General features: G+C 40.5%; 27 protein-coding genes. 9 read left to right on the forward strand and 18 right to left on the reverse strand.

Going from position 1 to position 24942, the window contains the following annotated elements; all coding sequences use genetic code 11:
- Positions 1–38 precede the first annotated feature (38 nt).
- Positions 39–458, reverse strand: coding sequence for a hypothetical protein (locus CDZ88_RS12605; RefSeq protein WP_100373885.1), 420 nt, complete (start codon positions 456–458; stop codon positions 39–41).
- Positions 455–856: a hypothetical protein gene (locus tag CDZ88_RS12610; RefSeq protein ID WP_100373886.1), complete on the reverse strand. Its 402-nt coding sequence runs from the start codon at positions 854–856 to the stop codon at positions 455–457. Before CDZ88_RS12610 ends, CDZ88_RS12605 begins: the two co-directional genes overlap by 4 nt.
- A 137-nt stretch (positions 857–993) precedes the next feature.
- Here CDZ88_RS12610 and CDZ88_RS12615 point away from each other — a divergent pair, with 137 nt between their 5' ends.
- Both CDZ88_RS12615 and CDZ88_RS12620 read left to right on the forward strand, forming a co-directional pair.
- Positions 994–1824 carry a YihY/virulence factor BrkB family protein gene (locus CDZ88_RS12615; RefSeq protein WP_100373887.1) on the forward strand — a complete coding sequence of 277 codons (831 nt, stop codon included), beginning with the start codon at positions 994–996 and terminating at the stop codon, positions 1822–1824.
- 93 nt (positions 1825–1917) lie between these two features.
- Positions 1918–2190, forward strand: coding sequence for an HU family DNA-binding protein (locus tag CDZ88_RS12620; RefSeq protein ID WP_100373888.1), 273 nt, complete (start codon positions 1918–1920; stop codon positions 2188–2190).
- A gap of 54 nt (positions 2191–2244) precedes the next feature.
- Here CDZ88_RS12620 and CDZ88_RS12625 read toward each other — a convergent pair whose 3' ends face one another.
- On the reverse strand, positions 2245–2685 hold the full coding sequence (locus CDZ88_RS12625; RefSeq protein WP_100373889.1) for an RDD family protein: 441 nt from the start codon (positions 2683–2685) through the stop codon (positions 2245–2247).
- A gap of 163 nt (positions 2686–2848) precedes the next feature.
- On the opposite strand from CDZ88_RS12625, the gene CDZ88_RS12630 reads away from it, so the two are divergent.
- A complete protein-coding gene (locus tag CDZ88_RS12630; protein ID WP_100373890.1) occupies positions 2849–3448 on the forward strand; it encodes a biotin transporter BioY in 600 nt (199 codons plus the stop codon).
- A 98-nt stretch (positions 3449–3546) separates the two neighbouring features.
- Here CDZ88_RS12630 and CDZ88_RS12635 read toward each other — a convergent pair whose 3' ends face one another.
- Both CDZ88_RS12635 and CDZ88_RS12645 read right to left on the reverse strand, forming a co-directional pair.
- Complete coding sequence (locus CDZ88_RS12635) at positions 3547–4866, reverse strand: Na+/H+ antiporter family protein (RefSeq protein ID WP_100373891.1); 1320 nt, start codon at positions 4864–4866, stop codon at positions 3547–3549.
- 257 nt (positions 4867–5123) lie between these two features.
- Positions 5124–6317, reverse strand: a complete 1194-nt coding sequence (locus CDZ88_RS12645) for a chromate transporter (RefSeq protein WP_100373892.1) — start codon at positions 6315–6317, stop codon at positions 5124–5126.
- A 173-nt stretch (positions 6318–6490) separates the two neighbouring features.
- Here CDZ88_RS12645 and CDZ88_RS12650 point away from each other — a divergent pair, with 173 nt between their 5' ends.
- Positions 6491–6937, forward strand: a complete 447-nt coding sequence (locus tag CDZ88_RS12650) for a hypothetical protein (RefSeq protein ID WP_100373893.1) — start codon at positions 6491–6493, stop codon at positions 6935–6937.
- A gap of 40 nt (positions 6938–6977) precedes the next feature.
- Here the strand turns inward: CDZ88_RS12650 and dctP are convergent, their stop codons facing one another.
- From dctP to CDZ88_RS12670, 4 genes are all read right to left on the reverse strand, one after another.
- On the reverse strand, positions 6978–8033 hold the full coding sequence (dctP, locus tag CDZ88_RS12655; protein ID WP_100373894.1) for a TRAP transporter substrate-binding protein DctP: 1056 nt from the start codon (positions 8031–8033) through the stop codon (positions 6978–6980).
- Positions 8034–8072: 39 nt separating this feature from the next.
- Positions 8073–9350 (reverse strand): TRAP transporter large permease, encoded by a 1278-nt coding sequence (locus CDZ88_RS12660; protein ID WP_100373895.1) that lies wholly within the window; start codon positions 9348–9350, stop codon positions 8073–8075.
- Between the two features lie 28 nt (positions 9351–9378).
- The gene (locus CDZ88_RS12665; protein ID WP_100373896.1) at positions 9379–9894 is read right to left on the reverse strand and encodes a TRAP transporter small permease; all 516 of its coding nucleotides are present in this window, start codon (positions 9892–9894) and stop codon (positions 9379–9381) included.
- Between the two features lie 598 nt (positions 9895–10492).
- A complete protein-coding gene (locus CDZ88_RS12670) occupies positions 10493–11995 on the reverse strand; it encodes a leucyl aminopeptidase (RefSeq protein ID WP_100373897.1) in 1503 nt (500 codons plus the stop codon).
- Between the two features lie 231 nt (positions 11996–12226).
- Here CDZ88_RS12670 and CDZ88_RS12675 point away from each other — a divergent pair, with 231 nt between their 5' ends.
- Positions 12227–12703: a divergent PAP2 family protein gene (locus CDZ88_RS12675; protein ID WP_100373898.1), complete on the forward strand. Its 477-nt coding sequence runs from the start codon at positions 12227–12229 to the stop codon at positions 12701–12703.
- A 76-nt stretch (positions 12704–12779) separates the two neighbouring features.
- Positions 12780–13595: a cobalamin-binding protein gene (locus tag CDZ88_RS12680; protein ID WP_100373899.1), complete on the forward strand. Its 816-nt coding sequence runs from the start codon at positions 12780–12782 to the stop codon at positions 13593–13595.
- Between the two features lie 44 nt (positions 13596–13639).
- On the opposite strand, the gene CDZ88_RS12685 is transcribed toward CDZ88_RS12680, so the two are convergent.
- The 4 genes from CDZ88_RS12685 to CDZ88_RS12700 form a co-directional block, all read right to left on the reverse strand.
- Positions 13640–14344 (reverse strand): 3D domain-containing protein, encoded by a 705-nt coding sequence (locus CDZ88_RS12685; RefSeq protein WP_100373900.1) that lies wholly within the window; start codon positions 14342–14344, stop codon positions 13640–13642.
- Positions 14345–14448: 104 nt separating this feature from the next.
- Positions 14449–16098, reverse strand: coding sequence for a methyl-accepting chemotaxis protein (locus CDZ88_RS12690; protein ID WP_100373901.1), 1650 nt, complete (start codon positions 16096–16098; stop codon positions 14449–14451).
- The gene (locus CDZ88_RS12695; RefSeq protein WP_100373902.1) at positions 16095–17090 is read right to left on the reverse strand and encodes a BMP family lipoprotein; all 996 of its coding nucleotides are present in this window, start codon (positions 17088–17090) and stop codon (positions 16095–16097) included. The genes CDZ88_RS12690 and CDZ88_RS12695 overlap by 4 nt, the downstream gene beginning before the upstream one ends.
- Before the next feature lie 167 nt (positions 17091–17257).
- On the reverse strand, positions 17258–17575 hold the full coding sequence (locus tag CDZ88_RS12700; protein ID WP_198507855.1) for a YuiB family protein: 318 nt from the start codon (positions 17573–17575) through the stop codon (positions 17258–17260).
- Positions 17576–17732: 157 nt separating this feature from the next.
- Between CDZ88_RS12700 and CDZ88_RS12705 the strand changes: the two genes are divergently transcribed.
- The gene (locus CDZ88_RS12705) at positions 17733–18464 is read left to right on the forward strand and encodes a DUF421 domain-containing protein (RefSeq protein ID WP_100373903.1); all 732 of its coding nucleotides are present in this window, start codon (positions 17733–17735) and stop codon (positions 18462–18464) included.
- A gap of 42 nt (positions 18465–18506) precedes the next feature.
- Here the strand turns inward: CDZ88_RS12705 and CDZ88_RS17645 are convergent, their stop codons facing one another.
- Positions 18507–18644, reverse strand: coding sequence for a YuiA family protein (locus tag CDZ88_RS17645; protein ID WP_198507856.1), 138 nt, complete (start codon positions 18642–18644; stop codon positions 18507–18509).
- Positions 18645–18867: 223 nt separating this feature from the next.
- The gene (locus tag CDZ88_RS12710) at positions 18868–20070 is read right to left on the reverse strand and encodes an NAD(P)/FAD-dependent oxidoreductase (RefSeq protein WP_100373904.1); all 1203 of its coding nucleotides are present in this window, start codon (positions 20068–20070) and stop codon (positions 18868–18870) included.
- Positions 20071–20417: 347 nt separating this feature from the next.
- Here CDZ88_RS12710 and CDZ88_RS12715 point away from each other — a divergent pair, with 347 nt between their 5' ends.
- Positions 20418–21413, forward strand: a complete 996-nt coding sequence (locus tag CDZ88_RS12715) for an NAD(P)/FAD-dependent oxidoreductase (protein ID WP_232718640.1) — start codon at positions 20418–20420, stop codon at positions 21411–21413.
- A gap of 254 nt (positions 21414–21667) precedes the next feature.
- Here the strand turns inward: CDZ88_RS12715 and CDZ88_RS12720 are convergent, their stop codons facing one another.
- Entirely contained in the window at positions 21668–22021 is a 354-nt protein-coding gene (locus CDZ88_RS12720; protein WP_100373905.1) for a HesB/IscA family protein, read from the reverse strand.
- Between the two features lie 79 nt (positions 22022–22100).
- A complete protein-coding gene (locus CDZ88_RS12725; RefSeq protein ID WP_100373906.1) occupies positions 22101–22304 on the reverse strand; it encodes an aspartyl-phosphate phosphatase Spo0E family protein in 204 nt (67 codons plus the stop codon).
- Positions 22305–22650: 346 nt separating this feature from the next.
- On the opposite strand from CDZ88_RS12725, the gene mqnE reads away from it, so the two are divergent.
- Positions 22651–23745, forward strand: a complete 1095-nt coding sequence (mqnE, locus tag CDZ88_RS12730) for an aminofutalosine synthase MqnE (protein ID WP_100373907.1) — start codon at positions 22651–22653, stop codon at positions 23743–23745.
- 57 nt (positions 23746–23802) lie between these two features.
- On the opposite strand, the gene CDZ88_RS12735 is transcribed toward mqnE, so the two are convergent.
- Positions 23803–24750, reverse strand: coding sequence for an L-lactate dehydrogenase (locus CDZ88_RS12735; protein ID WP_100373908.1), 948 nt, complete (start codon positions 24748–24750; stop codon positions 23803–23805).
- Between the last annotated feature and the right edge of the window lie 192 nt (positions 24751–24942).

Below are 24942 nucleotides of genomic sequence, written 5' to 3' on the forward strand. Positions count from 1 at the left end.
TCAATGTCTAAACTAATTAATTGTTTTTTCTGAATACGTCACGATTCTTTTCTAGGCTTAGTAACCGTCTTGTTGACCATCAATCCGTTTCGCTCTGCGAACTCTTCTAATGCCTCTTCGAAAGTGATCGGTTTAAATCGGTGTAGCTTCATTTTCTGTCCACCGTTTCCAGTTAAGATGAAAATGGTTTTTGTTCCAGCCACAATCTGTTGAAAATCACTCAGCTCAGAAGCCTTTAAGTGTTTCGTTCTAATCGTCATCCCGACGACTTTGATCGTCATCGTTAAAGTATCGTCTGCCACGATCAAGTGATACCGTGTTGTAATCGCTAATAAACTGATGAGTATTGCCCCATACGCTGCGTATTGTGGCAATCCTTCTAACACTGACGCATAGGTCACGGCTAGGATAAATAGTAACGTCCAAAGTAGCTTCGGTTCATCTGCAATATACTTCATTCTTTATCCGTCATCCCTTTACCATAAACAAAGGTCATGATCGTAAAGACAATAAAACTTACAACTAAAATTGTCCCACCAATAATGTAAAATAATAATTGGACCGTTGCTGGAATGAATTCTGGTTTCATGTAATAAATGTACATACCTGCCGTTAACCCAAATGACCCAAAAAATGCTGTCCATACGTGCAGCGTAGCTAGTTTGGAGTGTTTCGGAATGGCATACACCCGATAAAAAATGGCAAAGGCAAATAAAGATAGCCAACCGACGACTAGTATATGTGCATGAATGGCTCTAAGCATCATTGACCCAGCACCTGCCATATGCGAGCCCATAAACGTACCAATTAAGGCATAGATAGCTGAAATCTGCAATAAAAATTTTGTGCGACTCATTAACATTCTCACCCTTTCATGATTTCTCCATCATTCATTATACATCAGTTTTGATCAACTGTTGGCAGGGGAATAATGAAAACTAATCGAACATAATAGGATACCTGTTATGATCTAACGAGAGAAAGGACGAATCAATGAAAAAAAATTCATTCATGAAACACTTCATCAAGCAATTAAAAAACGACCCCATCCCAGATTGGGCTGCGACGTTTGCTTATTATTTCATGCTTTCGATCTTTCCGTTACTTATCTTTCTAATCGCCTTGCTCCCTTTTTTCAATTTGAACATTGAGCAAGTATACGCCATCATCTACGACTATGTCCCAAGCGATCTAGCGGATTTATTTGGTACAACAGTGCTTGAAGTGATCAGTAAGCCTCAAGGCGGTCTTGTCTCATTTGGTGTCATTGCTGCGATGTGGTCAGCATCCAATGGCATTAATGCACTCATCCGTGCAATCAATCGTGCTTATGGAATTGAAGAGACAAGAAACTTCCTTTCCTTAAGATTGTTATCGATCTTATTGACCATGTGTATGATCTTCGTTGTTGTGATGACGTTATTGTTACCTGTATTTGGTAGACTGATCATTGATGGGATTGAATTTTTCTTTGCTATGCCAAAAGAAACAGCTGATGTGTTGAATGTCCTCCGCTGGATTGTCGGCATTGGATTAATGAATCTTGTCCTTATGTTTTTATATTGGGCAGCCCCAAATGTAAAATTAAAGTTTAAAGAAGTAATAATTGGGGCATTAACAGCTACAGTAGGGTGGCAATTCATCTCTCTCGCATTTTCCTACTACGTGAGTAATTTCGGTAACTACTCCGCGACATACGGAAGTCTAGGGGGCGTGATTATTTTAATGCTTTGGTTTTTCTTAACTGGTGCAATTATTATTATCGGTGGAGAGATTAATGCAACCCTTTACCACCAAAAACATGCGAGGGTGATCCCGAAATAATACTTTTTGCGTATGCAAGAGGTATAAAATTATGAATACTGTCAATGCTTGTATCAGATTGGCAGGACGATGACATTAGAGGAGTTGAAGATAATGAATAAAACAGAACTAATTAATGAAGTTGCTGAACGCACTCAATTATCAAAAAAAGACGCTGGAAATGCGGTCAATGAGGTATTTGACGTGATTAGTGAGACGATGTCAAAGGGTGAAACGGTGCAACTAATCGGCTTTGGTAATTTTGAAGTACGTGAACGCGCAGCAAGAAAAGGTCGTAACCCACAAACTGGCGAAGAGATTGATATTGCCGCAACAAAAACACCTGCTTTCAAAGCGGGTAAGCAATTAAAAGAAGCTGTGAAGTAAACAATCTATAAAAAAAGGGCAGGAACCGTGTTCATTGGTTTCTGCCCTTTTTATTTATCCTTCTGTTTGATAAGGATTTTGCTCTGCATCTGGTTTTTGGTACGTCACGTACGTTTTTGCCAATAGATCGTGGATGCTTCGCTTGTCTTTACGAAGGCCTACCATAAAGGCTGATACAATATACGCAATTCCTAATGTAATCACATAGACAAACCCTGCTACTAATACGCGCAAGACCATCGTACCAAAGCCCACATCGGATCCGTCCATATGAACGACACGAACGCCGCATATCTTTTTCCCAATTGTATACCCTACCCAAATAACAGGAACAATAATTAAGTATCCAAGCTGTATAATCGAATCAAATACAAGTTGACCTGTCTCAGAAAATCCTAATACAGCAGCAAAAATAATTCCAACTAACCCTAGTAATAATCCATCTAAAAGCGATGCTCCAAAACGGATCCAAAACCCTGCTGGTTGATTGACCATGTGTAGTACCCCCCTGCATTTTTATCAAATTAAATCTAGTATATCACTGTTAAGAGTTTAGGCCTACAAATATTGTATGTAAACCAAATTAGCAATAGACGTTGACAAAACAACTTCATCCAATTAATCTATTATTAAATACATATTACTATGAGGTGAAAAAATGGCAACTCGTAAACGTTCCTTCACAACAATTGAACTCATCTTAATTCCCATGTTTGCCGCATTAATGGCCATCGGCGCCAACATCACATCTTTTTTAGTCGTCGGCGGTGTTCCGATTACACTACAGGTATTGTTTGCCACATTAGCAGGGGCATTGCTAGGTAGTCGACGCGGGGCATTATCAATGATTATTTATCTACTTATTGGACTCGTTGGCTTCCCTGTATTCGCACAATTCAGGGGTGGTCTTAGTACGCTGATCAGTCCTACATTTGGCTTTTTGATTTCGTTTATAATGATAGCCTTCGTTGTTGGTCTCATCATTGAAAGAAGTAGTAAAAAATCTTTGCAAACCTTCTTGATTGCATGCTTTGTTGGTCTTACAATAAGCTATGTGTTCGGTACGAATTATATGTACTTTGCTTATCAATTGATCGCTGACCTTGATGCCATCACATACGGTATGGCATGGGCTTGGATGGTTGCGCCACTAATTAAAGACATTGTCTTTACGATCTTTGCCGCCGTTTTATCTGTTCGTATTTACCACACCGTCAATAAAAATACCTCCCCCCTTCCGCAGAAGGTGGCATCCTAAATATATATGCTGATGAAGCTGCCTGAACGTCTTAGGCAGCTTTTCTTTGCAACAAAAAGCCTTTCCCTTGATCAAGAGAAAGGCTCAAAATAAATCCATTATAAAATCATTGCTGCAATCCAACCGAAGATCATAAGGGGAATGTTAAAGTGTAAAAATGTCGGTACACATGTATCCCAAATATGATTATGTTGACCATCTGCATTCAAACCAGCTGTCGGTCCGAGCGTACTATCTGATGCAGGCGCACCCGCATCCCCTAGTGCTCCAGCAGTTCCGATTAAAGCAATGATCGCCATTGGTGAGAATCCAACCGCCATACCAAGTGGCACAAACAATGTCGCAATGATTGGAATCGTTGAGAACGAAGAACCGATTCCCATTGTAATAAATAAGCCAACAACGAGCATGAGAAGCGCTGCGATTGCTTTGCTATCTCCTAGAATCCCTGATACTTGATCAACCAACAGTTCCACATGCCCCGTTTCGCGAATAACTGCTGCAAATCCTGAAGCAGCAAGCATAACGAAACCGATGAATGCCATCATCTTCATTCCATTTGTCACCACTTCATCTGACTCTCTCCATTTTAACGCCCCACTGATAAGTAAGACGACAATCCCAGCAAGTCCGGCAATAATCATTGATTCAGAAATACGTTGAACAATTAAAGTGACTAAGACCGCAACGACAGCTGCTGTAATGGACCAAGCCGTGTAGGGTGTTTGCTCTATTTGTCCCCCGATAATTGGACGATCCTCATACACGCGACGTTTACGATACGTAATAAAGACAGCTACAATTAGCCCTAGGACAAGCCCACCAGTAGGAATCGCCATCGCAACTGGAATGTCGCCAAGCTCAATCGCTAGACCACTCTCACCCATATTGTCAGCGACAATCCCGTGGAAGATCGCTCCAAATCCATATGGTAAGAAAATGTACGGTGCCGTTAATCCGAACGTAATAATCGCCGCAATTGCTCGTCGGTCAACCCCTAAGCGATTAAGCACTTTTAAAATTGGCGGAATTAAGATCGGGATAAACGCAATATGAATCGGAATCACGTTTTGAGAAAAACAAGAAATTAATAAAACAAAGAAGAAAATAAGTGCTTTGGATAAAACTCGTTTCTCCGTATCCCCCTCACGTCCTACAAATTGAATCACTTTGTTTACCATCATATCTGGTAAACCTGTTCGTGCAATCGCCACAGCAAACGCGCCCAATAATGCATAGCTTAAGGCAACTGCTGCACTTCCACCTAACCCATCACTAAAGACTGTGACTGTCTGCTCAAGTCCTAGCCCACCTAACAGTCCACCGACTAACGCACCAATAATTAACGCTAGCACGACGTGAACACGCACCAAGCTTAGTACTAGCATGACAATGACAGCTAATAAAACAGCATTCATCAAATATCCCTCCACAACATACTTTATCTTGCTAAATCACTAATGAACTAAATCATACGTATACACTATCATCCTATAAACCTATATGTCAACGAAATTCTTTCATCTGATAAAGCGATAAAGAAAAAGCGTTCAGAGCTAGACTCTGAGCGCTTTTTCTAGTAACGTAATCTCAACAAAACACCTTTAATGCCTTCGTCTGCCATGACTGTTTGCTTGTACTTTTGTGTGATCTTCGTTAGGGGTCAGTCATAACGTCAAATCATCCCTAACAAGGCCCCACCTAACGCTCCTGTGATGACTATCACCCAAGGGGGTAATTTCCAATAAACAAGCATACTAAATAATAACGCTCCAAAAGCAAAATCTAGCGGTGTTAGGATCGAGCTTGTGAAAATGGGCTGGTAAAATGCAGAGATAAGAATGCCCACAACCGCCGCATTAACCCCCATAAGTGCCCCACGTACTTTATCATGACGACGAAGAGCATCCCAAAATGGCAGTGTTCCGACGATCAAAAGGAAAGCTGGTAAGAAGATCGCCACTGTCGCAAAAAGTCCACCTTGCCAGCCATTGATTACAGCCCCAAGGTATGCAGCAAACGTAAATAACGGACCCGGAACCGCTTGGGTGGCACCATATCCTGCTAAGAACGCTTCCTCACTTACCCAGCCAGTCGGAACAAATTCTCGCTCAAGTAACGGCAAGACCACATGTCCGCCACCAAATACAAGCGAACCAGCACGGTAGAAACTATCAAATAAAGTAACCCAACCAATACTTGTTATTTCCCGTAAGATTGGTAACAACACGAGTAGTCCAAAAAACAACGTTAAACACACCGTAGCCGTTCTCTTACTAATTGGAAAGGTCATTCGTGTATCGTCGTCTATTGAGTCATGATCTTTATATAGTAGATACCCAATCAAAGCCGCAAACATAATGACCCCCACTTGCGTGAACGCTGTTTGCCAAAGTAACGTACCGATCAAAGCGATCAATGCAATCGTTTTTCTTTGCACATCAGGTGTTAAGTTCTTCGCCATCCCTAAGATCGCATGAGCCACGACGACGACCGCTACAATCTTTAGTCCGTGGATCCAACCCGATGCCCCTACATCAAAGCTTTGAAGTAACATCGCAAACAAAATAAGAGCAAATACAGATGGCAGCGTAAAACCAATAAACGAAATCAGTCCTCCTACTACTCCTGCTCGCATCACACCAATGCCAATTCCGACCTGACTACTTGCTGGACCAGGTAAAAATTGACAAAGGGCGACTAAGTCGGCATAACTCTTCTCGTCCATCCATTGACGCTTTCTCACGTATTCCTGATGAAAATACCCTAAATGAGCGACAGGTCCCCCAAACGACGTAAGACCGAGTCTTGTCGATATGATCAAAATCTCAAGTAATGTTTTAAAATAATTATTCTTTCTTAGCTCCATGTCGTTCTCCTTTTCACAATGTTTATCCATTCACCACTGTAGCACTTTCTAGGGGCCCGACTCAATGACTTCACTTCAACTATTACATTCTCTTAACAAAGGTTTGTCATTTGTATCCGATACTACTAGATGGTACGATTTATACACATGATGTTTTTTGAGAGGAGCACTACATGTTCAAAAGAAAATTTGAAGTCGTTATTTTTACTGCCTTTGTCGTTATTCTTTTTTTAGCTTCTTACTTGTCGATGACCGGTGAGATTAGTGGCTTTTTTAGCGCTTGGTACTTAATTTCTCTTTTCGTATTGCCTGGACTACTTTTTTACTTACTTCCCGTCTCAATCATCGCAGAGTTCGCTACACGGAAGATGAGTAACTCAATTGCAAGAGGCGCCTCGTCCTTATTAATACATGTGTTACTACTCGGTCTGTTTGGATTGTGGGACCCGACATTAGGTGTCGTCGCAGTATTTACCGCGATTGTTGCATTTAATTTTGATGTATGGACAAGAAAATTATATACCCTTCCTCCATTCAAACGATTTGCCCTTCCACTGACCATTCTCATAAGTCTTGTCATCATTGCTTTTAGTGTCATTGGATTAATCAATCTTCCATAAAAAAAAGAAGTTAGGACACAGTCCTAACTTCTTTTTCCTTTTATTCGTGCTCGGCAATTTCCTCTAATAATAAGTCAAACATTTCACGACCTTGATCGCCAATGATCTCATCTCGGAAGAAATCACGTGTTGGCATTTGTAACTCACTGAACGCTTCACGCTCAGCTTCTGTTAATTCGATAACTTCAGTTGGGTTATCTGTATCATTAATAATAGAATCTAATAATTCTTCGTTCAGTTCAGCTTGAATCTCAAATCCTCTAGGACGCATTTCCTCTACTGCCTCGTCAATCGATGCACGAATATCATCCGGTAACCCATTATAAATGTCTGGGTTAATCGTCACCATTGCTACATACGTGTTGTGGTTAGATATTGTCATATGGTCTTGCACTTCATGGAATGACGCATCTTCAATAAAGAAGATCGGATTTTCTTGACCATCTACTGTGTTACGGTCAAGCGATACATAAAGCTCTGACCAGCTTAATGGAGACGGGTCAGCACCATAAGCACCGTATGTCTCCATCATGAGTGGAGAACTCTGAGTACGCATTTTAAATCCATTAAAGTCTTCTGGTGTACGAAGCTCACGGTTCCCCGTCCATTGCATCGCACCTTCTGAGATAAACGCTAGTGGCTTAATGCTTTGCGCTTCATATAATTCTACTAAGTGTGTATTTAATGCTTCACTTGTATTTAAAATATCTTGAGTGACTTCTTGATCATCTGGAAATAGAAATTGAAGTGAGAATACTTGCCCTTCTGGAACAAGTCCTCCTGTAAAGCCTGGAGAGATGATCCCCATCTCATAAAGACCTTGTTGTACACCTTCTACTTGGTCTACTTCACTACCTAATGAACCAAAGTCATACACATCAATGTTGACTTGCCCATCTGTCTTCTCGTTAACAAGTTCGGCAAATTCTTGGGCGTAAACATATTGTACTTGCCCCTCTGTCTCCTCAACAACGAAGCTCCAGTCATAAGACTCTTCCCCGTCTGTTGTTGCCTCGTCACTTCCGCATGCAGCTAGCATGACTGTTAGCGCACCTGCCATTGTCCAACCTACCCAATTTCTCTTTTTAAAATTCATCAAATACCCCCTGTTTTTTTGATCTATTTAATAAGAACATCACATAAAGCGAAGTAAAAATAATGAGATGTCCTCAAATAGAATAATTAATGCTGATGCAATTAGTAGCATCACGATGTACGGCGGAGTTCCGCGTATGACATCTAAGTATGACTTATTAAACACTGCACTTGCGGTGAATATATCAACCCCAAATGGTGGAGTTGCAGAACCAAGTGCCGCTTGGAATGTAATGACGATCCCTAGATGAATCGGATCAACACCAGCTTGAATCGCGACCGGATAAAAGATCGGTGTCAAAATTAAAATAACAACAATCGGATCGACAAACATACACCCAATAAAGAAGAAAATTGCAACAATCAACAACACTTGTAATGCCGTTGGGTCGCTTGGAATGACAGTCTCCGTAATCATCCTTGGAATTCTCGCATACGAGATCAGCCATGAAAATGCTTGACCCGCCGCTACTAAAATAAATACAGCTGCCGTCACAAGTCCTGTCGATAACGCAATCTTCGGCACATCGAAAATTTTGATCGAGCGGAAAATAAGCACTTCTAAAATTAACGCATATAAAACCGATATCCCTGCCGCTTCTGTTGGACTAAAGTAACCAAAATAAATACCTCCAACAATAATGACTGGAAACCCTAGTGGCAATAAAGCTTGAACGGTCGTTTTTCTTCTGGCTTTCCAACTCAGCTTTTCTCCACGTGGAATGTTATACACTCGGGCATGGACGTAACTATACAAAGCAAACATCAATAAAATGAGTAACCCTGGCCCAATCCCTGCAATGAATAAATCTCCAACAGAGACATTCGGCGCCGCTAAGGCATAAATAATCATTCCAATACTCGGTGGGATCAATAAGGCAATATCACTCGAATTAATAATTAAAGCAATCGCACTAGAATCTTTATACCCTACCGACAGAAGGCGTTTTCTCATTGGCTTACCAATGGCTACAACCGTTGCTTGCGTTGAACCTGAAATCGATCCGAATAATGTACAAGCAGCAGCGGTCGTAATTGCGTAGCCTCCACGAACATGACCGACAAACGAACCAACAAAATCTAGTAGCCGTTTCGATGTTTTTCCCGTTGACATAATGTCAGCTGCGAAGATAAACAACGGAACCGCTAATAGCACGTATGAGGAAATTCCCTCCATCATTTGTTGCACAATAAACATTGGATCGACGTTCGGTAAGAAAAAAATAATGACAACGACTGATGCAGCTAGCATAGGAATCATCATTGGAAAACCAAGTGCAAGCAGAACAATCATTACGGTTAACATTGTTACTACCATATTTTATCCTCACAATCTATTAGTTTGATTACGAGTAATCTTTTTTGTCTTGAGCTAAGTACACATCACGTTCTCTAATATTGATCCACATATTCCGTAAAAATTGGATGCCACCTAATGTGAATCCAATCGGTAAGAAGATGACCATCATGTATACTGGCATCTGCATAGAAGTAGTCACACGACCTGATTCGTAGACCGATAGAAAGTAATCAACCGAGTAGCTAGCTAAAATAAACAAGATGACGGCGGTGATTGCTGGAATAGCGATTGCTAACCCTTTTCGGATTGGATAAGGTGCGATATCAAAAAAAGCTGACATGCTAATATGTCGTCCTTTTCTAGCAGCATAACTAAGCCCCATAAACGTCGCAATAATGATCGACATTTGGCTCACTTCATTTGCAAAAGACCAGCTACTTCCTGTAATCGCTCGACTTAGCACATTGCCAACGACCATCACGGAAATGACAATAATGGCATAGCTCAAAATGTATTCTTCTAGCTTCATCAACCCGTAATCAAGCTTTCGCAATACGTTCAAACGCGTATCCACTCCTTCCTCTAACCTTGTAAAACTATAAAAAATAGTAAAAAAGAATCACTTACTTTAAAATGATACTGGAAATATCTACCCTCCACAAATAGGAAATTTAGCGATATTTCATTGTATTAAAGCATGAGCTACTCTCTCGAAAGATAAACTTAACGAGCTGTCTATATCCTAGACGCATCGACCAAATCATCTTGATTCCAAACGATTCAGTCTAAAAAGTATGAAGATGTTCTACTATTTTTTTTGCATTTTTACACATTTACTCATTAATTAAACGTTTATTTAATAGTTGATGAGGGTTTTTCAACTGAGAACTGTACTTCATTTCAAAAAAAAAAAGAGGACTAGGACAGAAGTAATTTAACCAACTAGAATCCAAACAAATAATAGGCTGTGCAAATAAGCCGCTCCTGAAATATACTTCGCTTTCCGCGGGAAGCTGGTGAGCCTCCTCGTGCTTCGCACTGTGGGGTCTTCACCGTTGCTTTTCATCCCGCAGGAGTCTACGTATATTTCATCCGCTGAATTTGCGCCTTGTTCGGATTCTCAGTTAAACATTCTTGTATGTCCTAACCTCTTTCATAACTTATTCTTCGCCCATGTGACGGTTCATTGCTAATTGAGCAAGTGTTCTTGCCATTGCTCCTGTTCCACCTAGTGGGCATAGATGATTTGCTTTGGCATTCCAAGCGGTTCCTGCGATGTCTAAGTGAACCCAAGGCGTGTCGCCAGCAAATTCACCAATGAAAAGCCCCGCTGTGATCGTTCCAGCTAGACGGCCTGGTGCGTTATTTAGATCAGCCACATCACTAGACTTTAGCATATCACGATAAGGCTTATAGCTCGGTAGTCTCCAAATCCATTCGCCCGTCTCTATCGATGCTTCTAATACCTCTTCCATAAATGCTTCATCATTTGTCACCGCACCTGTTGTACAGTCCCCTAAAGCAACCAGAACCGCTCCTGTTAATGTAGCCACATCGACAAGGCTTGTCGCTCCTAATTGCTTCGCATAAGCAACGCCATCAGCAAGAATGAGGCGTCCTTCCGCGTCTGTGTTTCGAACTTCAATCGTCTTGCCATCCATCGCACGAATCACATCACCTGGTTTAAGAGCTGAACCATTTAACATGTTTTCAGAAGACGGAATGACAGCAAGGACATTAACATCAGGCTTCATCGTACCAATAATGTCCATCGCACCAAGAACGGCTGCTGCCCCTCCCATATCCATTTTCATTTGATGCATGTTTTCACGCGGTTTAATCGATACGCCACCTGAATCAAATGTTAAACCTTTTCCGACAAGACCAAGTACATCATCCCAGTCTTTTTTTGCTTGGTATTTTAAAACAATCATTTTCGGAGGTTGGTCACTTCCTGCTGCAACAGCAAGGAGCGCGCCCATGCCAAGCTTCTCCATATCTTCTCTTTCAAGGATTTCAATTTCAAAGCCATGCTTTTCTGCTAATTCTTTCGCATCCTTAGCAAGGTCTGTCGGTGTTAACAAATTACCTGGTGTATTAATTAAGGCACGCGCACGGTTTGTCCCAGCACCATAAGCATAGCCACAATCAGCCGCTTCAATGATCGTGTCCGTTAATTCCGATCCGTAGAAGGTTACTTCCTCAATCACAACATCGACTTCATTCGTTTTTTCTTTGTAATCTGCCACTTGATATGTACTAAGTGCAAGTGACTCACTAGCTAGAACCGCTAGATCTTCCATATAAGCATCTTCTGTCAGAAAGCTCTCTAACCCAATAGCCAGTGACTTGACGCGATCTTCTGTTGCTTTTTTGCACGCAGCAGCAAAGACTTCTCGTAACGCATTGGCATCAAGGTCTTCCTCTTTTCCTAAACCAACAACGTAGACAACGTCTGTTTCTATTTGACCTAGTGTAAAGATCGGTGTGACGGCGCCCAGTTTCGTTTTAAGTTTACCGTTCTTTTTTAAACCTGATAATTGTTCACCTAACCAGCCATCAACTTGTTGCGCTGCAGCTTTAAGAGGCGCTTTATCAAATGCACCTACGATTAGGGCATCATGTTTGACCTGTTGATTCAGTTCATTAGCAATTTTAAACATGTTTGAATTCTCCTCCATTTTGGAATACATAGTGTAGATCTTCTTTTTTAGTATACACAGATTTTCTGATTATTTCGAGAAACGAATGATAACTTTGCAGATCGGGTACGTTTTATGAAGAGATAGTATGGTATAATGGAGATCAATTTTCAAACGATTTTTCGCATGGTTTGATTCAGATTAACTAGATTAAACTCAACCCGTGCCTACATAGAAAGGAAGAACTCATTCATGGAGATGTTTCAAAATTTTCCGCTTTGGGCAGCATTGTTTGCGATCTTCTTTGCTCAATTTATTAAAATTCCTCTAGCATTTATCCCTACACGAAAACTTGATTGGACTTTATTTACGAGCACAGGGGGCATGCCAAGTTCTCACTCTGCAGCTGTGACAGCTCTTGCTACCGCGGTCGGGATTGAACATGGTCTTGACTCAACAATCTTTGCTGTTGCTGCTGTGTTTGGGATAATTGTGATGTTCGATGCGACTGGTGTGAGAAGACATGCAGGGTATCATGCCACAGTTCTAAACCAACTCGTCACTGATTTTAACAAACTTGTATCCGAAGTAAAGTCATGGCCAAAAAAAGAAGAAATTGAAAAACGTAAGGAATTAAAAGAATTACTCGGGCACCAACCGATCGAAGTGTTTTTCGGTGCCATATTAGGAATCGTTCTGACAATTATCTTACACAACTTGTTTCATTAAATCGTCGAAAAACGGGCCGGACATAAATGTTAGGCTCGTTTTTACTACCTACTCATAAAACCATGGAGGTATCATTATGCGACTTGTATCGATTTGTCCGAGTAACACAGAACTTGTTGCCTACTTAGGCATGATTGACCAGTTAGTAGCGGTTGATGATTATTCAGACTGGCCAAAGAGCGTGCAATCTTTGCCACGACTTGGCCCAGATTTGTCGATTGATATGGAGAAGCTTGAAGCACTCAAACCAGATCTCGTCCTCGCCTCTTTAAGTGTTCCGGGGATGGAGAGAAATATTGAAGAGCTTGAGCGCCGTGGTATTCCTCACGTTGTCTACAATCCCCAATCGTTAGCCGATATTGCTGATGACCTCCTTGACTTAGGAGAAAGAACCGGGCGAAGCCTAGTCGCCACAGAGCTCGTACATACCTATCAACAATTTCTCCAACACTATAAAAGTATCGCTGCAATGGTTGAAAAGCCGACCCTTTATTGGGAATGGTGGCCAAAACCCGTGTTTACGCCTGGTCAAACCAATTGGTTAACAGAAATTAGCGAACTAGCTGGCGGGACAAATGTGTTTGCCGACATGAAAGAACCTAGTATCCAAACCGACTGGAATGACGTTCACACCCGTAACCCTGATCATATTTGCCTTGCTTGGGTTGGAGTTCAGACCAAAAAGGTGAAACCAGAGCTATTGCTTAAACGTCCCAATTGGTCTAATTTGCAAGCGATAAAAAACCAGCAAGTTCATGTGCTCGAAGAACCTCTTTATTGCCGACCTTCCCCGCGCTTATTGCTTGGACTAAAGAAGTTAGCATCAATTATTCACCCAGATGATTACCCAATCGATGATGGAAATGACCCGCTTTTACCTTCTTCATCGTAGACAAAAACCCTCCTTGCGAGTATTGAACGCAAGGGGGGTTTCGTTTATTCATAGGAACGTTCGTTTCTAAATACTTGAACCGCTTCATCTTCATTTAGGGTCATCAACTCTTCGGCTGTTAATTTGCCATCCCCACGTTCAATGACATACACCTCAAGTTCTCGCTTCCCCCATTTATTAAACACTTCATCCACCGTGTCATAATACAAATCAATAATATGACCTTTAATAGCTGAACCTGTATCAGCCACTACTCCATATCCATAGCCAGGTATGAATAGAATGGTGCCAATTGGGAACACAGACGGATCAGCAGCAATCGTTGAATACAAGTCACGATGAACTTCTACACCGGAATATGTAATTCCGTATCCTGGATGTCCAGGATTCTTACCTGTTGATTCATACCCTGCTGTATAGCCAGTAGCTATCACACGTTCTGAAGGATAGACCGACCAGTCAATTGCCTCTAGAAGCGAGACAGGCTCTGCTTCAACAGTGACTTGTGACATCGAGCGTTCCTCTTTTTGCATGACAGGAATAGTTTTTCTAAAAAACGAATTGATCTTTTCCATATGCTTAGTCGCTACAAGCTTCAGATCTTCATTTCCTACACTTGCTTGTTCAACTACCCACTTTTGTACGTGAGCTGCACTTACTCCAGAAAAGGTTTGAAATGTCGTAAAAAACGCTGTTAAAAATAATGTTGTCATCATCATGCGACGACCTATTTGTTTCCATATATTCATAATCTCCTCCTCTCTTTGAGTCATCTTTTCCCATAGAGAGGAGTTTTATTCATATAGAAGGAAATTATTTGATTTGTTTAGTCAATAGAGCGAATCATGAATCATTAGAGACGGAATTGTTGCAGTTGCTGATCTAGCCTCTCACTTAACTCGGCTAATTGCTTCGCTGTTTGAGTGATTTCTTGAGTTGAACGCAACTGTTCGGTACTTGAGGCTGAAATTTCCTCACTACCTGCTGCCGTCTCTTCGGTAACTGCACTAATGCTCTCAACTATTTCTAATACATGTTGCGCCTTATCCTTCGTTTCCTTTGTTGATTGTTGCAACCCATTTAATTGCGCTGTGACTTCGCGAGTTCCTTGATCTATCGTACCGAACAACGCATTTGTTTGTTCTAGCATCGACATCTGTTGCAATTGAAGGGCTTCCCCGTTTTTAACGGCTACATGCGCCATATCCATTTGTTTAGTCAATAGGCTCGTCATCGAGAAAATCTTATTCGTTGCAACTGCTGATTGTTCAGCTAACTTCCTTACTTCATCAGCAACAACAGCAAATCCTCGTCCGGCATCCCCAGCTCTAGCCGCTTCGATCGCTGCGTTTAACGCTAAGAGATTCGTTTGCTCGGATAACCCCGAAACAAGTTGCGCCATTTCTTCGATCGATCGTATATGAGAGGAGAGAGAATCAACCGATGTGACCATTTGTTCTGTTGCTTCTTTGCTCTTCTCTGAAATGACTCGTTGCTCGGTAATCGTCGTCTCACCATCTGATACCGATGTGGCCACTTTTTCACCAAATTCGGTTGCGACCCGAACAGCCTCAACATTTTGATCAAATGCTTGTTCCATGCCTTCTACATAAACAACCGCATCCTGTAAACTCTCTGACACTTTCGTCGCGCCACTTGCCATTTCTTCTGTTGAAGTCATGACTTGTCTGCTTGTCTCGACTAATTGACTCGTGTCTTCATTCACTCGCTGACTCGATGATTTCATCTCTTCACTAGCCGATGTTAACGATGTAATCAGTCCTTTTAACTGATGAACCATTTGCGAGAATGACGTCGTCAAGACACCCATCTCATCATTCGTTTTCAGCACGACCGGTTCCATCGTTAAATCCCCAGCTGCGACTCGTTTCACATTTTCCGAGATATTTTGCAAAGGTTTCGTAATCGAACGCCTTGTTAAAAAACTAATCAAAATTGAGGCAACAAGTAATAAGATTGCACTGACAATCGTCGTCACAATTAAACTTTGCATAGCCGCCTCAGAATCTGCTCTTAATTCACTGTAATAAGACGACGTTTCTTGGTTTAACATATACAAATCATTTAGCACCCCTAGTGCTCGAACCGACTGTCTCATTACTTCTGTTCCATCTTGACTTTCTAATGCCATCATGGCTTCGCTCATTAGTAGATCGTACTTTTGCTTAGCGGAGTTAAATAAGTCTTCACTCGGATCTCCGACTAAACCTGCACCTAGAACGTCAAACTGTTCATTAATCAAATCTAGATGCGTGAATGCTGCATTTCGATTTTGTTCGGTTTGGCTGTAGGCATAGTGATTTAAGCTTTGTTGTCCTGTCACCACAGCCGCATCAAGACGTTGGACATCAATTAGCACATGTGCATATTCACGGTCGGTTGATTGAAGCTGAAGCATATTTACGATAATATAAACGATCAAAACAATAGAAAGTCCAACAATGGTTATATTAGGTATTACTAATTTATGTTTTAGTTTCATTCACTCGTCCCTCTCATTTCTGAAACGATGATCTCTCCATCAATAATAGCTTTTTCAATCGCTGAGATCTCCGATAAATAATCTTCTTCATTGACTAAGCGAAATGGAGCAAGCCCGACACCGTTTTCAGCTAATCCAAGTACGACTTCCGGTTCTAATTCTCCATCCATATACGACTGAACCGTTTGGTATACAGCTTGATCAATATACTTCATCATTGAGGTCATGACCGAATCTTCTGCTAAGAAATATTGATCAGAGTCTACTCCTACACTCAACACTTCTTCCCTTTGTGCCTCTTGCAAGACTCCTACTCCCGTTAAGCCAGCCGCAGCATACATCACGTCTGCTCCCGCGTTAATCATCGTTGCCGTCAATTCTTCTCCAATCTCTGGAGATCCAAAATCATCTGCATAATCAATAAATACTTCAATCTCTTCATTTACGTAGTGTGCTCCTTGTTCAAAGCCAGCAGCAAACTTATTTATAAGTGGAAAATCTGACCCACCTACAAACCCAATTTTTTGACTCGTTGTCGTGAGGGCCGCCACCGCACCTACTAAGAAACTTCCTTCATGTTCTTCAAATGTGACCGAAGCGACATTGTTTAAATCTGACACATCATCAATTAAGACAAACTGTTGCTCTGGGTTACTAGTTGCCGTTGATTCGAGTGCTTCTTTAATCATAAATCCTAATCCAATGATAAGATCAAAATCTTCTGAAACGAGTTCCTCAAGACCTTGTTCATATGTACCTGATGTTTCTAATTCTCGGTAATCAAATGTAATATCGAGCTCATCTCTAGCTCGAATAAGTCCTTGAAAAGCAGAGTCACTAAACGACTGGTCTCCAAGTCCGACGTCTGACAACACAATTCCAACGCGTACACCTGATTGTTCTTCTGATTCTTGAACCGTCGCTTCATTCTGACAACCAAAAAGAATGAAGACGAATATTGTGATTAAAAAGTGGTTAGTCAATGCCTTCATCTTGTCTTTTCCTCCATTCATTACAATATAACTAGTTTTTAATACCTATAGACCGTACCATATATATCGTCCGAATCAATTCCTTTTTTTACCCACATAAAATACATGGAATCTTCAGTCAATACATAATAAAAAAAGCCTCCCTTTCGTGTAAGGAAGACTAACGACTAAAACATTTGATAACCTCGTACTCGAAGCATTTTTATGACGATACCAGCAATAATCGCACCAGCAAAACCACTTAATAAAATTAATATATCGACTAGTTTCAACGCGATAAATGTTTGACCAAGATCGCCAAATGATGCGACAGGCGACGTAAAATATTCTGTAAATCCAACATTATCAATAATCAAAACAATAATCACCGGATAAACCACAGCCATAATCCAAGTCGAACGTAAGACCATATTTAATAGAAAGCCTATCCCGAAAAACAAAATAAGGAATAGTACCATAGAAATCAATAATTGCGGCAAGTTCAATCCTTACACCTCCATATCAACACTAGTTTACTGAATAGAAGGTATCATCGTCAACTCTACAATTGATGATGTTTGTGGCAATATCCGCACAAGTAAATAAAGTAGCACCGAGGTACACATACTTTTTATATCTATGTACATATTGGGGGCGTGGGAAGTGGAGCTGACAATAGAATTACTCATTTTACTTGCACGAATTTTAACGATTATCCCATTAATGCTTTTTATTACACTAAAAATGGGTCGACGATCGATTGCTGAGTTACCCGTTTTTGACTTTTTGATCATCATTACATTAGGGGCTGTAGTCGGAGCTGATTTAGCTGATCCGAGTGTTGGACATATTCATACGGCCGTAGCGGTTGTGCTAATCGGGCTCTTGCAAATTACCGTTACTTATTTCAAACTAAACAAGCGGTCATTTGGTCGCTTGATTACGTTTGGACCAACAATCGTGATTCATAATGGGCAGTTTTTAGAGGGAAACTTAACAAACATTCGTTATTCTATAGATAATGTACTCATGATGTTGCGGGAAAAGGATATTTTTAGCATAGAAGAGGTCGAGGTCGCTATTATTGAGGCAAGTGGAAACTTGTCTGTCCATAAGAAACCTGAAAAGATGCCTTTGACACGTGAGGATACGAATTACCCTACCCCTAAATCAAATCTTGCTTTTCCACTTATTCTTGATGGGAAGTTGCATCAAGAAGTTCTCTCTCACGTGAAAGTAAGTGAACAATGGTTAGAGGAACAATTAGCATTGTTAGGTATTAATGAAGTGGATTCCATATTCTTCGCTTCGATTAATGATCATAAAGAATTGCATGTCTCCTTACGCGAAAACCAACTCTCTCTCTTTGAAGATACCCCTCCGATTTATCATTAAATAAGAGCAGACAGCTTCGGCTGTCTGCTCAATTATTTATCCTTATTTTTTCTTGTTTTTTTTACCGTTGCCTCCGCAATGATCGCATGTTTCACTTCCGCCTAATAATAGTTGAAAGTACCCGACACCATTGCAATAAGGACAAGCTCCATCCTCTGTGAACCTGAATGAGCGCTTCATTAGTCAACACCCCTTTGGTTAAGTAACGTATCTGATTGCCTTTTATATTATCAGAATATTTATACAATTAAAACCGTTCAAAAGCCTGGATTTTCTCCATGTAAGCGCAACCATACTTATTTATCTACTATTACCTCTTGATCTATCTCTTTTTGCGCTTTTTAAAAATAAATTAAAAAACAAGTGTGCATCTGAAATGCACACTTGTTGGGAATTATTTAAATTAGAAAGGATTTTTTCCTTTTTTCAGTACTAACCCTGGTCCACCTAATAGAAACAGGTAGCGGTTATCAATCATTTTCTTCATGAAGTTTGCTTGAGCACCGAATAGTTTACGTGTTCCAACAACTCCAATGGCTTCTTTCCCACCAAGTGATGCAACAGTTCCTTTAATGTCTGGTTTGAACGTCTTAAGTGAAGATCCACCTTTAATGAGATGCTTGATATTCTCAGCACATACCTCAGCCATCTGCATTGCAATTTGTGCAGTTGGTGGGTATGGACGGTTAATCTCCTCATTAATAAGAAGTGCACAGTCACCAATAATGAAAATATTGTCATGCCCTGGTGCACGTAGATCAGCTTCAACTTTAATACGTCCACGCATCGCTTCGAATCCAGACTTCTCAATGATTGAGCTTCCACGAACACCCGTCGCCCAAACCACTGTCTCAGCCTTGATTTCTTCACCATCCGCAAGAAGAACACCTGTCTCTGTTACTGCTTTAATTGGGCAGTTGATCTTGAACTCCACTCCACGAGATTCAAGAAGGTTCATGCCGTATTCAACAAGCTCAGGATCGAATCCTGGTAATGCTGTTGGTGCTGCTTCAATCACGTATAATTTTACTTTTTCACGAGGAATATCATAGTGACTGCAAAGCTCAGGTACACGTTCTGATAATTCACCGATAAACTCAATACCAGTGAAACCAGCACCTGCTACGATAAATGTTAATAGCTCATCATGCTTGTCCTCTGTGTTGTTGTACTTAGCGAAGCAATATTCAATATGCTCTTTCACTTCACGTGCGCCATTTACTGTCCATTTACTGAAAGCATGCTCGTGAACACCTGGTACGCCAAATGTTTCAGCTTCTGCACCTAGTCCAACGACTAAGTAATCAAAATCAAGTTCGCCGTTTTCAAGAATAATTTTCTTTTCCTCACGCTTGATCTCAACAACTGTGTCTTTAACAAACTTGATTTTTTTGAAGTCTAGTACATCTTTGATTTGCATACGTGTTTTTTCTGGAGAAAGAGTTCCTGCAGAAGGCTCATGTAACCATGTTGTTTGGTAGTGGTACTCATGCTTGTTAACAAGCGTGATGCTTGCCTCATTATGACCTAGTTGCTTAGCAAGACGTGATGCTGTAATCATTCCGCCGTACCCAGCACCTAAAAGGACGATACTTGGTTTTTTCAAACTAATCACTTCCATTTTCTTATTTTTGACTTACCTTAATTATACACTAGAAAAATGAGATTGTGATATCTTTCACGATCTAAATTAAAAAGAATATGACGTATGAGATAATGTCGTAAAAAATTCACAAATACAATGTCTATCATATTTCTTTTCTTGTCAACTTTCAACTGTCTTTTTGTCTTTTCTTAATTTCACCTATTATAAGTAAGCGTTGTTTTCCTACTTTCTTAATGTCTGCTGCAGTGTGAAAATTATTCCTAAAAGAACAGGCTTGCTTGTCTTTCTTTTTCGATTCTATTATGCATATAATGGGAAGAGATTTTAAATTTTTCGGGGGTGGAAGAATGATAAATAACGAAAAAACGATGTATGACATTACGATTATTGGTGGTGGGCCTACAGGTCTCTTTGCTGCTTTTTATGCTGGAATGCGACAAGCAAAAGTAAAGATTATTGAAAGCATGCCACAACTCGGCGGTCAACTATCAGCCTTGTATCCCGAGAAGTATATTTATGATGTGGCAGGGTTCCCTAAAGTAAAGGCCCAAGATCTCGTTGATGGACTTGCTAAACAAGCGCAGCAATTCAACCCTAACATTGTGTTAAGCCAATCGGTAACGAATGTGGAAAAACAAGAAGATGAGACATTTAAGATTAAAACAGATAAAGAAGAACATTATTCAAAAGCCATTATTATAACAGCAGGCGTAGGCGCATTCCAACCTCGTCGCTTAGAAGTAGAAGGTGCGACTGAATATGAAGGCAAAAATCTTCATTACTTCATTAATGATTTAACAAGCTTCACAGGTAAGCGTGTATTGATTTGTGGAGGCGGAGATTCAGCTCTGGACTGGTCACTTATGCTCGAACCTTTAGCAAAAGAAGTGACGTTGATCCACCGTAGAGACAAATTTCGCGCTCATGAACATAGTGTAGAATTATTAAACAACTCCTCCGTCAAAGTCATGACTCCTTTTGGCATTAAAGAATTACATGGCGACGGAGAAGCGATCCATCAAGTCACTCTTCAAGAAGTCAAAGGCGAACGAGAAGAGACGTTAGATGTCGACGCCGTAATCGTAAACTTTGGTTTCGTCTCCTCACTTGGACCAATTAAGCAATGGGGTCTTGAGATTGAGAAAAATTCGATCGTCGTCAATTCAAAAATGGAAACCAATATTAAAGGCATCTATTCTGCCGGAGATGTTTGTACGTATGACGGCAAAGTAAAGTTGATTGCAACTGGATTTGGTGAAGCACCGACGGCTGTCAACAATGCTAAAGCCTATATTGATCCCAATGCAAAGGTCCACCCTGGTCATAGCACAAGCTTGTTTTAATCGACGCAAAAAATTATTAAAGTAAAGATGAAATTTTCAACATCCTAATAAGGTGAATAGCGGATTGTATTGCATTTGTGCGAAAACCAGATGAGAATGATAGAAAAGATCCTAACTGGAAGAAACTAAAAAAATACGCTCTGAGTATTTCACTCAGAGCGTATTTCTATTGCTAATTACAATGTTTTTACCTTACTCATTCGGTTTGTACTTAAAAACCAAACCCACTATCCTAAGCGGCTAAGGCTTTTCATTTAGCAATCTTCAGGTGTTCCAGCATTCGCTGCTGTTCTAAATGAAGATCCGCATCCACATGATGCAATCGCATTCGGGTTATCAATTGTGAACCCGCCACCCATCATGTTCTGCTTATAATCAATCACGACACCCTTGATAATCCCTACACTCTCACTATCAATTAAGATAGGGAGTCCGTTGATCTCAAGTAAGGTATCTTCTTCTGTCTTCTCGGTATCAAAACCCATTCCATAGGACAAGCCGCTACAGCCGCCGCCTTTAACTCCAACACGAAGCTTCAGACCTTCTTGATCTTCTGCTTTCATCATTTCTTTAATTTGGCTTACTGCCGCTTCCGTTAACGTAATCATTTAATCACCCCTATTAACGATTGCCTTCAGTATACCTTTTGTTCCCTTGAACCTCAAGAGACAAGTACTGACCCTTCTGTCAAAAGAAAGAAGCTGTCCTCTCGGTAGACTGATTATTTGAATCATGGAAAAACATCGCCACGTTATGCGCCCGGTCCAGTTCTTGACTATAATCTAAGACGAGAGGGTGAGACATGCCGTATTTTTTTGCTGCATTCATCATCTTCTCACGTAATTTTTCAATTTTTTCAAGACATGCTTCATACGTCATTAATGTGTTCATCGTCATTCACCCCTCAAGTTATGGTTATTCTTCAATAGATGTTCGTACATCCGCATCTGTATATTACTTACAGTTTAATCAAATTATGATTTGAAATCAACTACTAATCAACTAAATATAGACTATTTTCAATGTTTTTTACATTTTCGCTACTAGATATTCAATCTCCTTCTTTTTTTCCAAAAAGGTGCACTTTGTTTTCATTATCTTTATCTGATAGTATAATAGTGATTATCATAGTATCTATTTAAGAATCGTTATAGCATAAGACTGTATTTCTTTAGTTAGAGTTACGAAAAAAAATGCACTTTACGTCTATAGTTAGACGGAATGGAGGATAAGGGATATGACAACAATCCTTACTGATACAAAATTACAAGATATTGCAAGAAAAGTCCAAAATGGGGATCGCCTAACAATAGAAGACGGTCTTTATTTATATGACTCACCAGACCTTCTAGGAATTGCTCAACTAGCCAATCAAGTGAACTACCGTAAAAATGGAGACAATGTCTATTTCATTCAAAATATGTACATTAACCCGACCAATGTATGTGAAGCAAACTGTGGCTTCTGCGGCTTTAAGCGTAAGCCGGGTGAAGAAGGTGCTTACACGATGGATAGTGAAGCTCTTCTTAAATATGTAGAAGAGCGTTGGAATGATAACATCCGCGAATTTCATATCGTAGGTGGTCACAATCATGAGGTACCATTTGATTATTACCTCGATACCATTCGCACATTAAAAAAACATTATCCTCAAGTAACGGTAAAAGCCTACACGGGAGCAGAAATTGAATTTTTCGCCCGTATTTCTGGTTTAACAATGAAAGAGGTTCTTCAAGAATTGATTAAAGCTGGATTGGACACACTTCCTGGTGGCGGAGCGGAGATCTTAACCGAACGCTACCGTCTTAAGATGAGCCCAGATAAGGCTTCAACTGATCAATGGCTAGAAGCGCATGAAATCGCTCATAATCTTGGACTAAAAACGCATGCTACGATGTTGTATGGTTCAATCGAAACAAAAGAAGAACGATTGATTCACATGGATCGTCTCCGTCAGCTTCAAGATCGTACGAATGGGTTCATGGTGTTTATCCCACTCGCTATGCAGCCGCGTAGCATCAATGCAGGCTTAAAACGTCGAACCACTGCTTATGATGATATGAGAACACTTGCCATTAGTCGTTTAATGCTTGATAATTTCGATCACATTAAAGCCTACTGGATTAACATCGGTGTTCAACTAACACAAATGGCTTTAACATTCGGCTCAAGTGATATTCATGGTACATTGATTGAAGAACGCATTTCTCACTCTGTCGGTGCTCTAACATCACAAGGTATTACTCGCGATGAACTTATTCACTTAATCAAAAGTGCAAATAAGATCCCCGTTGAGCGTGACACATTCTATAACACGATTAAAACATACTAATCAAGCATACAAACAAGAGCCGCAACTTCTATACAAGAAGCTGCGGCTCTTTTCTTATCAATGAAAGATTTGCTTGATCGATCGCTTCAATACATCTGCTGAAGCATCGAATTGCTTTTGCTCTTTTTCTGTTAAGTTTAATTCAAGTACTTCACGGATCCCATTTGAATTGATAACCGCCGGCACACCAATACACACATCATCATGCCCATACTGCCCTTCAAGAAGTGCGGATACTGGTAAAATTGAATTTTCATTTTTCGTGATCGCTTTCGTAATACGTGCTAGCCCCATCGCGATCCCGTAATACGTCGATCCTTTTTTCTGGATAATATCATAGGCAGCATCACGAACGCCGACAAAGATTTTCTCTAACTCTTTATCCGAAGGTTTTCTAGCATCTCGGTAATCAGCTAATGGTTTTCCACCAATGGTCGCATGACTGTAGACAGGAAGAGAAGAATCTCCATGTTCCCCTAATATGTATGCATGAACATTTCGGGCATCGACTTCAAATCGATCAGCAAGGGCGTAACGAAATCTCGCTGTATCTAATACTGTACCAGACCCAATCACACGATGAGATGGTAGTCCAGAATACTTCCACGTCGCATAAGTTAGCACATCAACTGGATTTGTTGCGATTAAAAACATCCCTTTAAAACCAGATTTCATCACTGATTCTGTAATGTTTTTAAAGATTTTTGCATTTCTTTCAAGGAGGTCAAGCCGCGTCTCCCCAGGTCCTTGATTTGACCCTGCACAGTTAACGACTAAATCGGCATCCTTACAATCTTCGTATGTTCCCGCCCAAATATTCATCGGGGAAGAAAACGGAATGCCGTGAAGAAGGTCGATTGCATCACCTGCAGCTTTGTCATGGTTAAGATCAATAATGACAAGATCCCTGACAAAACCTTGGTTTAATAAAGAAAAGGCATAACTTGAGCCAACAGAACCTGCACCAATCAAGACGACTTTCATGCTTTTCAATTCACTAATCATCCATTACCCTCCTAGTCGAATATCCAAATCACTTCTACACCTATAAGTGTATGCAAATCTAGCGCTTAATTCCAGTTAAATTCCAAATAATTCATAAAAAAGAGCTGGAACAAAAGTGTCTTAACCATAAAAAATCCGAACAACTGATAGATCGTGCAAATAAACCGCTCCTGAAATATACTCCGCTTTCCG

The organism is Bacillus sp. FJAT-45037 (genome assembly GCF_002797325.1).
Classification (GTDB): Bacteria; Bacillota; Bacilli; order Bacillales; family Bacillaceae_D; genus Alkalihalophilus.

What these genes read in the sequence shown, in the direction of transcription:
- CDZ88_RS12605 (WP_100373885.1), bottom strand. Translation starts at nt 458, where the DNA reads ATGAAGTATATTGCAGATGAACCGAAGCTACTTTGGACGTTACTATTT.
- CDZ88_RS12610 (WP_100373886.1), bottom strand. Translation starts at nt 856, where the DNA reads ATGAGTCGCACAAAATTTTTATTGCAGATTTCAGCTATCTATGCCTTA.
- CDZ88_RS12615 (WP_100373887.1), top strand. Translation starts at nt 994, where the DNA reads ATGAAAAAAAATTCATTCATGAAACACTTCATCAAGCAATTAAAAAAC.
- CDZ88_RS12620 (WP_100373888.1), top strand. Translation starts at nt 1,918, where the DNA reads ATGAATAAAACAGAACTAATTAATGAAGTTGCTGAACGCACTCAATTA.
- CDZ88_RS12625 (WP_100373889.1), bottom strand. Translation starts at nt 2,685, where the DNA reads ATGGTCAATCAACCAGCAGGGTTTTGGATCCGTTTTGGAGCATCGCTT.
- CDZ88_RS12630 (WP_100373890.1), top strand. Translation starts at nt 2,849, where the DNA reads ATGGCAACTCGTAAACGTTCCTTCACAACAATTGAACTCATCTTAATT.
- CDZ88_RS12635 (WP_100373891.1), bottom strand. Translation starts at nt 4,866, where the DNA reads ATGAATGCTGTTTTATTAGCTGTCATTGTCATGCTAGTACTAAGCTTG.
- CDZ88_RS12645 (WP_100373892.1), bottom strand. Translation starts at nt 6,317, where the DNA reads ATGGAGCTAAGAAAGAATAATTATTTTAAAACATTACTTGAGATTTTG.
- CDZ88_RS12650 (WP_100373893.1), top strand. Translation starts at nt 6,491, where the DNA reads ATGTTCAAAAGAAAATTTGAAGTCGTTATTTTTACTGCCTTTGTCGTT.
- dctP (WP_100373894.1), bottom strand. Translation starts at nt 8,033, where the DNA reads ATGAATTTTAAAAAGAGAAATTGGGTAGGTTGGACAATGGCAGGTGCG.
- CDZ88_RS12660 (WP_100373895.1), bottom strand. Translation starts at nt 9,350, where the DNA reads ATGGTAGTAACAATGTTAACCGTAATGATTGTTCTGCTTGCACTTGGT.
- CDZ88_RS12670 (WP_100373897.1), bottom strand. Translation starts at nt 11,995, where the DNA reads ATGTTTAAAATTGCTAATGAACTGAATCAACAGGTCAAACATGATGCC.
- CDZ88_RS12675 (WP_100373898.1), top strand. Translation starts at nt 12,227, where the DNA reads ATGGAGATGTTTCAAAATTTTCCGCTTTGGGCAGCATTGTTTGCGATC.
- CDZ88_RS12680 (WP_100373899.1), top strand. Translation starts at nt 12,780, where the DNA reads ATGCGACTTGTATCGATTTGTCCGAGTAACACAGAACTTGTTGCCTAC.
- CDZ88_RS12685 (WP_100373900.1), bottom strand. Translation starts at nt 14,344, where the DNA reads ATGAATATATGGAAACAAATAGGTCGTCGCATGATGATGACAACATTA.
- CDZ88_RS12690 (WP_100373901.1), bottom strand. Translation starts at nt 16,098, where the DNA reads ATGAAACTAAAACATAAATTAGTAATACCTAATATAACCATTGTTGGA.
- CDZ88_RS12695 (WP_100373902.1), bottom strand. Translation starts at nt 17,090, where the DNA reads ATGAAGGCATTGACTAACCACTTTTTAATCACAATATTCGTCTTCATT.
- CDZ88_RS17645 (WP_198507856.1), bottom strand. Translation starts at nt 18,644, where the DNA reads ATGAAGCGCTCATTCAGGTTCACAGAGGATGGAGCTTGTCCTTATTGC.
- CDZ88_RS12715 (WP_232718640.1), top strand. Translation starts at nt 20,418, where the DNA reads ATGATAAATAACGAAAAAACGATGTATGACATTACGATTATTGGTGGT.
- CDZ88_RS12720 (WP_100373905.1), bottom strand. Translation starts at nt 22,021, where the DNA reads ATGATTACGTTAACGGAAGCGGCAGTAAGCCAAATTAAAGAAATGATG.
- CDZ88_RS12725 (WP_100373906.1), bottom strand. Translation starts at nt 22,304, where the DNA reads ATGAACACATTAATGACGTATGAAGCATGTCTTGAAAAAATTGAAAAA.
- mqnE (WP_100373907.1), top strand. Translation starts at nt 22,651, where the DNA reads ATGACAACAATCCTTACTGATACAAAATTACAAGATATTGCAAGAAAA.
- CDZ88_RS12735 (WP_100373908.1), bottom strand. Translation starts at nt 24,750, where the DNA reads ATGATTAGTGAATTGAAAAGCATGAAAGTCGTCTTGATTGGTGCAGGT.